Origin of the sequence: Sinorhizobium sp. NFACC03 (genome assembly GCF_900103435.1) — a bacterium.
GTDB lineage: Bacteria > Pseudomonadota > Alphaproteobacteria > Rhizobiales > Rhizobiaceae > Ensifer.
On record NZ_FMXF01000041.1, the window covers coordinates 38,974 to 47,888 of the forward strand.

Genomic DNA, 8,915 nt, shown 5'->3' on the forward strand with positions numbered 1-8,915 from the left:
CGCATCACCTGGGTTGTTTACCGCAAAATCCGGGGGTCGCGTGGTTAGAAATCATTATAGAAAGTGCCGTATGGCCGTGGCAGAGTTCGGGGTGCGGAGGACATTGCTGCATGGGTGCAAGTGTCAATAAGACCACGGGGACGGCTTTCGAGCCCTTGCTGCAGTTCGATATGGAGATGGAAATATTTCTGTCGGACTGGCAGCACTGCGATCATGTTTCGAGCTACCTCGCCCGCATGATCAGCCACAACAGAACCGATCCGGTGCGGCATTCGAACTTCTTCTCCTCCGCTTTGAACGAGCTTCTCGAAGTTTCGTTTCGCGGCGGCACGACCGACGGAAAGATCGGCCTGTCGATCTATCGCCAAGGCGTCACGGAGCGGGTTCAGCTCAGTTTTCCATGCCCGCCTGGTCAGGCGCGCTTCTATCGCGAAGCCGTATCGAGAACCCGCGAGAGCGACGCCGAGGCCCGTTATCTCGATGCCATTTCCAACGATCTCGCCCCGAGCCGGGAATCGGTGCTTCTGGACCTCGCCGTCAACTATGACGCCCGCCTTCGGCTCGACGAAGACGCGGCTTCGGCAATCACCCTGGTGGTGGATTTGCCTCTTGAAGGAATGGTGAGTTGATCGCGGCGGGCCTTACTCAGCGCTTCAAAGTCGCCTTCGATCCGAACAGCCAGGTCTTCTCGCTCTCCGGAACGATTCGCCCGCGATCGATCGATGAGATCGCCGAGAGCATTCATGCGCTCAGGGAAGCGATCGATGCGGTGAAGGGCGTTCTCTATATCGACGTGAAGCGCCTCATCCAGATGAACAACACGGCCTTCCAGGCTTTTATCCGGGTCGCCCTCGACGCCTGCCGGGAGCGGTCGGACCTGCGCCTGATCGTCGTCACCTCCAGCGTCGTCGGGTGGACGACGCGCATGTTCCGGCATTTGAGCACGATCGAGCCGCAGATCTCCGTCGAGGTCTATGATTCGATGTTTTATCCGGGCCAGAGCTTCGTCGAGGATACGAGTTTCATTCCCATCCTCCGCGCGCAGACGAAAATGACCTGGCGCCACGAGCGCACCATCCTGCCGTGCCACGGGATGCGGCCCGGCATCGCCATGGCAGACATCTGCTGCGGCATTGGCGATTTCGCCGTGCTCGCGCAGAAGGAGTTCCAGCCGGCGCGGATCGTCGCCCTCGACCACTCGAAGCCGAGCCTCGCCTATGCCCGCAATGTGGCAGCGGAGTTTGGCGTGACGGGTATCGAATATACCTACGGCGACGCGTCGGAGATGCTGCTCGAGGACAACCAGTTCGACTTCGTGTCCTGCCGCCACTCGCTGCAGATCTTCAATCAGCCGGAGCTGCTTCTCAAGGAGCTCTATCGGATCGTGAAGCCGGGCGGCCGCGTCTACATCACCAACGAGAAGAATTCGCACTGTCTCGGCGAACCGCGGGCGCAAAGCATCCAGTGGACCTACAACGAGCTCGCAAGGCTTTTGAGCCATTTCGAGATGGATGTTGAGCTCGGGCCGAAGAGCCGGCGCTATCTCGCCGACGCGGGATTCGACGACATCCTGGTCGAATCCTTCATGGTCACCAATCTGGACGGTGACCCGCAGGATTTCGCCGACATCATTGCCGGCTGGGAGACGATGTTTACGGCGATGGCGGCGAGACACGGCGAAGCTCCCGACTTCATCGACCGTTTTCGCCAGGGCTTCCGGGATCACATCTTCGCGGCACTGCATCCAAAGGGCTATGCCGGCTGGCCGATCTGGGCAGCGTCCGGGCGCAAACCACTATGAGCGCAAACGATATCCAACGTCCCCGGTTCGGTTTGAGATCCTTTCGCGCCAAGTTCGTGCTGGTTGTCGGCAGCGCCGTGCTCTTCGACCTCCTGCTAACAGGCGGTCTGGCGCTCTGGAACGTTCAGAGATTGTCGCGCGACGCGACGACGGAGGTCGGACAGGGCCTGCAAAAGGCCAACGAAGACTACATCCTCACCTACGCGGAATCGACGGCAGCACGGGTTAATCTTCTGCTCGGTCAGGTTCACGCAGACGTCGCCACGCTCGCGGGCGTGCTCCAGGCGCAAATCGACCGCCCCGTGCGCAGGTCCGATGTCGGAGAGGCACTGGCGCGGCACGCACCGGAATCCGTTACCGTCACCTACGATGCTAAAGGTGGGTGGGCGCAGAACCTCCCGGGACAGCTCTCGAGCGTCAGCGTTTGGAGCTATCTCCTTGGCCCCGACCACCGGCCGCTACCCGAGGTGCAGACCGATATCGAGAACAGCGCCGTTCTCGATCTGGTTGCTCCCGCACTGCTTGCACACGGCCGCTCCAAACTGCAGATGTACTACGTCGGACCAAAGGAGCGGCCGATCTTGCGGATGGCGCCCTATGCCGATCAGGCGCAGACGTTCGACCGTCTCTACCCCGGTCACAACGAGGCCAACTTCTGGAACTTCTTCTTCCCCGGCCTCTACGAGTCCTGGGAAGGATGGGCGAAGGATCCGAGCCTCAGGCCTGTTGCAGCCGATACCACGCAAACGGCACCTTATACGGATGCCGCCACGGGGAAACTGATCGTCAGTTTCTTCCAGCCGCTCTGGGCGCGCGACCGTAAGGGTGTCGCCGGAGCGGCCGGTACCGATATCACGCTCGACCAGCTCGCCGAAGTGGTCGAGAGCGTCAAGGTCGGCGACAGTGGCTTCGGTTTCCTGGCCATGTCCGACGGCAACGTGCTTGCCATCAATCCCGTTGGCGAAAAGGTCATCGGCCTGCAACGGTCGAGCGATACCGGTGGGCAAGGTGTTACCGGGCTCGAGCGCTCGCTGCGCCGCAGCATACAGCCAGCGATCGCAGAACTAGCCCTCATCGGCGACGGCGCCATACAGCGCGTTCTGCTTGACGAAGGCGGCGACAAAGTCCCCTATCTCATTCTCCTGAAGCTGTTGGAGCCGGAGAATTTCTGGGTGTCCGGTCCCGTGCGCCGGGAGACCATGTCGATCGGCATCGTCGTGCCCGAGCGGGAAATCTACGCCTCGCTGTTTGCGGCGCAGTCAGGGATCTCCGAGGCGACGAACCGCATCCTGATCTATCAGATTCTCGCTCTGCTTGCCTCACTGCTGTTCGTCACGCTTGCAGTGTTCGGCATTTCCAAGCGGGTTACTCGCGGCATCAGCACGCTTGCTGGAGCCGCAACACGGATCGAGGCGAAGGACTATTCGGTCCGCGTCCCAATTTCTACGCGCGACGAGGTCGGGGAAGCCGGCATCGCCTTCAACCGAATGGCGGAAGAGATCAGCTACCACACTGAGAACCTCGAAAACCTGGTGACCGAGCGCACGAGCCAGCTTGAGGACGCCAACCATCAGATTTCAGCGCTGAACACGCAGTTGCGCAGTGAGAACCTGCGCCTTGGCGCCGAACTCGCCGTCGCCAAGCAGATCCAGATGATGGTGCTGCCGAAGGCCAGCGAGCTCGCGGAAATCGCCGACCTCGAGATCGCCGCCTATATGCGCCCCGCCGACGAGGTGGGAGGCGACTACTACGATGTGCTGCGCGACGGCGACCGGCTCAAGATCGGCATCGGCGACGTGACCGGTCATGGCCTTGAAAGCGGTGTGCTGATGCTGATGGTGCAGTCCGTCGCCCGTGCCTTGCAGGAAGCCGGCGACATGGACCCGGAGGAGTTCCTCAACCGCCTCAACCGCGCCATCTATAAGAACATCGTGCGGACCAATACCGACAAACATCTGTCGCTGGCCTTCCTCGATTACGACCATGGCCGCCTGACGCTGTCGGGACAGCACGAGGAACTGATCGTCGTGCGCAAGGGTGCGGAAATCGAGCGGATCGACACGCTCGACCTCGGTCTACCGATCGGCCTCGAACCGGACATTTCGGCTTTCGTCGCGACGCGCGAGATTTCCTTCGGCCGCGGCGACATGATCGTGCTGCACACGGACGGCGTGACCGAGGCGGTGAACGCCAAGGGCGAACTCTTCGGCATCGAGGGGTTGTGCCAAAGTGCCGGGAAATTTTACGGGCAGAGCGCCGAAGAAGTGAAATCGGGTATCATCGAGGACCTGATGGCGCATATCGGCAAGCAGAAGATTTACGACGACATCACGCTCGTCGTCATGAGACACAGGTGATCAGATGACCACGCTCTACGGACTGGCGGACCTGACGATCGGCGCCCACCAGAGAATGACGCGGCTACGCCTCTATGACGGGCCGCTCGATTTGAGCTGGAAGCATTGCGCCATGGCTTCGGATCTCGTGGCCGAACTTGCCGCACTGCGCTACCGTGCCTCGCACAACACCTACCGCGAAGTCCGGCACAACATTGGCTACCTGACCAATGAGCTGGTCGAGAATGCGGTGAAGTTCCGTGCTTCCGGCGCCGTCATGGTGGAAGCCGCCCTCGAAGCAAACAGCTTCCGCACGAAAGTGTCCAACGTCATCGACAACGAGACGGCTGCGCGCTTTCAGGACCTGCTTTCTGAAATCGCTACCGGCGACCCCGGCGAACTGCTGATCGAGCGCATCGAGGCCAATGCAACCGGGCTCGGCAAGAGCGGTTCGGGGCTTGGTCTTTTGACGCTGATGAGCGATTATGGTGTTCGTTTCGCTTGGGTTTTTGGTGCCCAGGGAGACGATGGCGAGACCTCGCTGGAGACGTATGCCTCCATTGCGGTCCCAGAACTCTCGAACTGATGAGCCGGTGAACATGGAAAACAAGGACAAAGAAGAGTATCGCGTTTGGTCCGAAGGCAACGATATCCATTTCGAAGGCACCATGCGGCTGCCGGGAACGGAAGCCTATGCCCCGATCTTCTCGACCGTCATGGGCGTGATCGAATCCGAGCCTGAGCACGTAACCATCGATCTGACCGAATTGCAGTTCCTGAATTCGTCCGGGATCAACCTGCTCGCCAAGCTGACGATCGAGGCGCGCAACCGCCCGAACGTGCAACTGACGGTGCGCGGGACCTCCGAAATCCCGTGGCAATCGAAATCCTTGCCCAATCTCAAGAAGCTGCATCCCGGCCTCGATCTCAAGCTCAACTGAGGCCCACGTCTGGCTGCATTGCAGCCGGCTCACCGAATAGACCTCAGGCCAGCACGATCGGTTTCCGCCGGTCGCGAGCGCGCGGGTTGTTCGACGAAGCGTTCTGAGAAAACTCAGGCCGGCTCGCTGCCCCTAGGCGGCGGCCCGGGACACATTGACTCGCGCAGCAACTGGGCCTAATCATTAATTCATCTGATGACTTGATGAGCAGATGATGCAGCCGATCAATCGCACCAATCTCACCGAAAGTGCCACCGAAAGCCTGCGGGCGGAAATCCTGAGCGGCCGTTGGGCCGTGGGCGAGCGTATTCCGAACGAAACGGCCCTCACCGATTTGCTGGCAGTCAGCCGCGGCACCGTGCGTGAAGCCGTTCGGGTGCTGATTTCGAAGGGCCTCCTCGACGCCCGCCAGGGCTCCGGTACCTACGTGCGTTCGACTGTCGACACCTCAGGCGCACTCGACCGGGTCAAGCGCACCGGTCTGCGCGACCAGTGGGAAGCGCGCGCAGCCCTCGACGTCGAGGCGGCGCGGCTGGCGGCACTCCGTCATACGCCTGAAGACCTCGAGCGCATGTTCAAGCTGCTTGGCGCCCGCGGCACGGTGGCCGATGGCGGACGCGACGCCTTCGGCCAACGCGACATCGCCTTCCACAGATCGATTGTCGAGGCATCGGGCAACAAAGCGATCGTCGAGCTCTATGATTTCTTTACCTCGGCCATCCTCGAAACCATTCACTCGACCCTTCGCGGCGACCTGCCCGAACCGGACGACCGGGCGCATGCGGCGATTGTCGAGGCCATCGCGTCCGGTAATCCGGACCAGGCCGCGGCCTCCGTCCGGGCGTTCATGGCCCCCGTCCTCGCTGAACTTGATCGGCTTCTCACCCAATGAACCAGACTTTTCGTGACCCCCACAAAGCCGAGGCCGCCGCGCCGCTGAACCTCGAAGACCAGCTCATCGATGCCGAGGCCGACAGCCTGCCGGCGCCGCAACCGCTTGTCTTGAGCCGCAGCGCCCGTGTTCTTCTTGGCGTGAGCCTCGTTCTGATCGCCTTCAACCTGCGGCCGCTGTTTTCGAGCCTCTCGGTGCTGCTGCCCGAGGTGATGCAGGCAACCGGCCTGTCGACCGCAGGCGCCAGCGTACTCACCACCCTGCCGGTGCTCTGCCTCGGCATCTTCGCGCCGCTTGCGCCAAAACTCGCGCAACGTTTCGGCGCCGAGCGCACGCTTCTTGGCGTGCTGCTGCTTCTGACGCTCGGCACGGGCCTGCGCGGCGTTCAATCCGTGCCGCTGCTGTTCCTTGCGACCTTTGCCGCCGGTGCGGCGATCGCGGTCGGCAACGTCCTCCTCCCCGGCCTCGTCAAGCGTGACTTCGCCGACCGGGCCGCGATGATGACGGGCCTCTACACCATGGCGCTCTGCGCCGGCGCGGCCAGTGCCGCCGGCCTCACTTTGTCGATCGAGCACCATGTCGCCGGCTCCTGGTCCGGCGCGCTTGCAGCCTGGGCGGTGCCTGCCCTGATCGTGCTCCTGATCTGGGCGCCACAGGCGCTGCGTGGCAAGGCGCAGGCCCGCCACAGCGGCTTCCGCGTTGTCGGCCTCTGGCGCGATCGCCTCGCCTGGCAGGTAACCCTGTTCATGGGGCTGCAGTCGGCACTGGCCTATTGCGTCTTCGGCTGGATGGCGCCGATCCTTCGCGAGCGCGGCCTTGATGCCGCAACCGCCGGCGCGGTCGTCTCGGCCTCGATCATGATGCAGGTCGTTACCTGCCTGCTCGTGCCGTCTTTTGCCGTCCGCCGCCGGGACCAGCGCGCCGTCTGCGTGGCGCTCGCGGCCGCTGCCATCATCGCCCTGATCGGCATCCTCTTTGCGCCGCTGTCGACGGTGCTCGTCTGGGCCGTTCTTCAAGGTATCGGCCAGGGTGGCCTGATTGCCGCGGCGATGACCCTCATCGTGCTGCGCTCGCCCGACTCCCATGTCGCAGCCCACCTCTCCGGCATGGCCCAGGGCGTCGGATACGTGCTCGCCGCCATCGGCCCGCTGCTCGTGGGCTTCATCCGTAGCTGGACCGGCAACTTCGCGGCCAGCTCCATTCTCTTCATCACCCTTGGCATCGGCGTGGCGATCATGGGCATGGGCGCCGGCCGGGCGCTCCATGTCGGCGCACGAACGGTCAGGATCTAAGACGGGCGCAGCCGTCTTGAAATGAAAGCTCAGCTCGATCGGGCTCCACCTCTCCGGTGGAGCCCTTTCTCGTCGATCTCAGTGCACTGCTTCACGCCGCGGCGGCCGCCTGCTGATAGCGCGGTGCGGGCCTGAAGGTGAGCGCGATCAGGAACGCCCCGAGACCGATGCCCCAGGAGCCGACATAAAGCCAGGTATAGCTGGCCAGCGCATCATAGATCATGCCGCCGGCAATCGGTCCCGTTGCCATGCCGAGGCTGCCGGCCATGGCTGTTCCGCCGATGACCGTTCCCATCATCCGCAGGGGGAAATTCTCGCGGGCAAGCACGGCATAAAGCGGCATGACGCCGGCATAGATGAAGCCGAACAGGGCGGCGACAGCGTAGAATGAACCGAGCCCCGCAGCGAAGACATAGGCCAGTGCCCCAAAAGCCTGCGCCAGCAGCCCGAGAACCAGCACGCGCTTTGCCCCGAAGCGGTCGCCGAGCAGGCCGAATACGACGCGCCCGCCCATGCCAGCCAGCCCCTCGATACTGTAGATCGACACGGCCGCCATCACGGGGATACCGCACGTGATGGCGTAGCTCACCGTGTGAAAGATCGGGCCGGAATGCGTTGCGCAGCAGAAGAAGTTGGTGAGCAGCAGGATAATGAAGAGCGGCGATTTCAGCGCCTGGCTCGTTGTCATCGTCGATTGCGCCTCTTCCTCGGGAGAAGCCGCCGCAGCACCGGCAAGTGCCGGCGCCTGGCGAACGAGAAGCGACACCGGGATCATGATGACCGCGACGACGACTGCGATGATCTGCAGAGCAGTTCTCCAGTCGTAGCCGGAAACCAGCCATGCCGCAAACGGCGACATCGTCATCGGCGCCATGCCCATGCCGGCCGAAACGAGCGAGACCGCGAGGCTCCGGTGCGTATCGAACCAGCCGGTAACGCAGGCCATCATCGGCGCGAAGATCGCCGCCGTGGCGGTGCCGACGACGACGCCGAAGACGACCTGGAAGGCGATCAGCGAAGTCGCCCAGCTGGCCGCCATCAGGCTCACGGCCAGAAGCACCGAGCCGATGAGCACGATCGGCCGCGCACCCCAGCGATCGGAGAGACTGCCCCAGGCAATGCTGGCGAAAGCCATCGCCAGGAAGCCGATGGTCATGGCACTGGAGACCCCGGTGACGGACCAGCCGGTATCCCGCGAGATCGGCAGCAGGAAAACAGGAAGTGAGAACATGGCGCCGATCGCCAAGCAGCCAAGCAGGCCGCCAGCCGCCACGATCACCCAACGATAAATCGAATTGCTCATTGCAATCTCCAATGAAAGAACACAAGGGGCAAAACGGCTTCAATTGGCTGCTTTTCCTTGGGTTCGGTTGGTTATTGACCGGCATTTCCGCCGATAAGGCTAAATGTCTTCCTTCCGCGCGACAGGCATCTGCCGTTCGGTTCTTGAACCAATCTCCAATACGTGACCTGATGCCTTGGCTTCGGTCACAGAGTGGCGTTCGGCTCCCGGCTTCCCATTCTCCTTGAAGAGCGCAGCCCAGTCCTGCCGGGCTCGCTAGACTGCAATCAGGACAGCCGGGATATCGTCGACGCGCTTTCCATGGGGCTGGTGTCGCGCCGCTCGTAGGCGCGCTGGTCACGCAGGATCTG

The 8,915-nt window shown here is 62.5% G+C and carries 8 protein-coding genes; 7 read left to right on the forward strand and 1 reads right to left on the reverse strand.

Going from position 1 to position 8,915, the window contains the following annotated elements; genetic code table 11:
• Positions 1-110 precede the first annotated feature (110 nt).
• The 7 genes from BLU35_RS31065 (at position 111) to BLU35_RS31095 (ending at position 7,262) form a co-directional block, all read left to right on the forward strand.
• Positions 111-629, forward strand: coding sequence for a hypothetical protein (locus tag BLU35_RS31065; protein ID WP_058323161.1), 519 nt, complete (start codon positions 111-113; stop codon positions 627-629).
• On the forward strand, positions 626-1,801 hold the full coding sequence (locus tag BLU35_RS31070; RefSeq protein ID WP_093235988.1) for a class I SAM-dependent methyltransferase: 1,176 nt from the start codon (positions 626-628) through the stop codon (positions 1,799-1,801). The genes BLU35_RS31065 and BLU35_RS31070 overlap by 4 nt, the downstream gene beginning before the upstream one ends.
• Positions 1,798-4,158, forward strand: coding sequence for a SpoIIE family protein phosphatase (locus tag BLU35_RS31075; protein WP_093235989.1), 2,361 nt, complete (start codon positions 1,798-1,800; stop codon positions 4,156-4,158). Before BLU35_RS31070 ends, BLU35_RS31075 begins: the two co-directional genes overlap by 4 nt.
• 4 nt (positions 4,159-4,162) lie before the next feature.
• Positions 4,163-4,723 (forward strand): slr1658 superfamily regulator, encoded by a 561-nt coding sequence (locus BLU35_RS31080; RefSeq protein WP_093235990.1) that lies wholly within the window; start codon positions 4,163-4,165, stop codon positions 4,721-4,723.
• A 13-nt stretch (positions 4,724-4,736) separates the two neighbouring features.
• On the forward strand, positions 4,737-5,078 hold the full coding sequence (locus BLU35_RS31085; RefSeq protein WP_093235991.1) for a slr1659 superfamily regulator: 342 nt from the start codon (positions 4,737-4,739) through the stop codon (positions 5,076-5,078).
• A 214-nt stretch (positions 5,079-5,292) separates the two neighbouring features.
• Positions 5,293-5,970, forward strand: a complete 678-nt coding sequence (locus tag BLU35_RS31090; protein ID WP_093235998.1) for a FadR/GntR family transcriptional regulator — start codon at positions 5,293-5,295, stop codon at positions 5,968-5,970.
• Positions 5,967-7,262 carry a CynX/NimT family MFS transporter gene (locus tag BLU35_RS31095; RefSeq protein WP_093235992.1) on the forward strand — a complete coding sequence of 432 codons (1,296 nt, stop codon included), beginning with the start codon at positions 5,967-5,969 and terminating at the stop codon, positions 7,260-7,262. The genes BLU35_RS31090 and BLU35_RS31095 overlap by 4 nt, the downstream gene beginning before the upstream one ends.
• A 91-nt stretch (positions 7,263-7,353) precedes the next feature.
• Here BLU35_RS31095 and BLU35_RS31100 read toward each other — a convergent pair whose 3' ends face one another.
• On the reverse strand, positions 7,354-8,565 hold the full coding sequence (locus BLU35_RS31100) for an MFS transporter (protein WP_093235993.1): 1,212 nt from the start codon (positions 8,563-8,565) through the stop codon (positions 7,354-7,356).
• Positions 8,566-8,915: the final 350 nt, after the last annotated feature.

What these genes read in the sequence shown, in the direction of transcription:
- BLU35_RS31090 (WP_093235998.1), top strand. Translation starts at nt 5,293, where the DNA reads ATGCAGCCGATCAATCGCACCAATCTCACCGAAAGTGCCACCGAAAGC.
- BLU35_RS31100 (WP_093235993.1), bottom strand. Translation starts at nt 8,565, where the DNA reads ATGAGCAATTCGATTTATCGTTGGGTGATCGTGGCGGCTGGCGGCCTG.
- BLU35_RS31065 (WP_058323161.1), top strand. Translation starts at nt 111, where the DNA reads ATGGGTGCAAGTGTCAATAAGACCACGGGGACGGCTTTCGAGCCCTTG.
- BLU35_RS31080 (WP_093235990.1), top strand. Translation starts at nt 4,163, where the DNA reads ATGACCACGCTCTACGGACTGGCGGACCTGACGATCGGCGCCCACCAG.
- BLU35_RS31085 (WP_093235991.1), top strand. Translation starts at nt 4,737, where the DNA reads ATGGAAAACAAGGACAAAGAAGAGTATCGCGTTTGGTCCGAAGGCAAC.
- BLU35_RS31095 (WP_093235992.1), top strand. Translation starts at nt 5,967, where the DNA reads ATGAACCAGACTTTTCGTGACCCCCACAAAGCCGAGGCCGCCGCGCCG.
- BLU35_RS31075 (WP_093235989.1), top strand. Translation starts at nt 1,798, where the DNA reads ATGAGCGCAAACGATATCCAACGTCCCCGGTTCGGTTTGAGATCCTTT.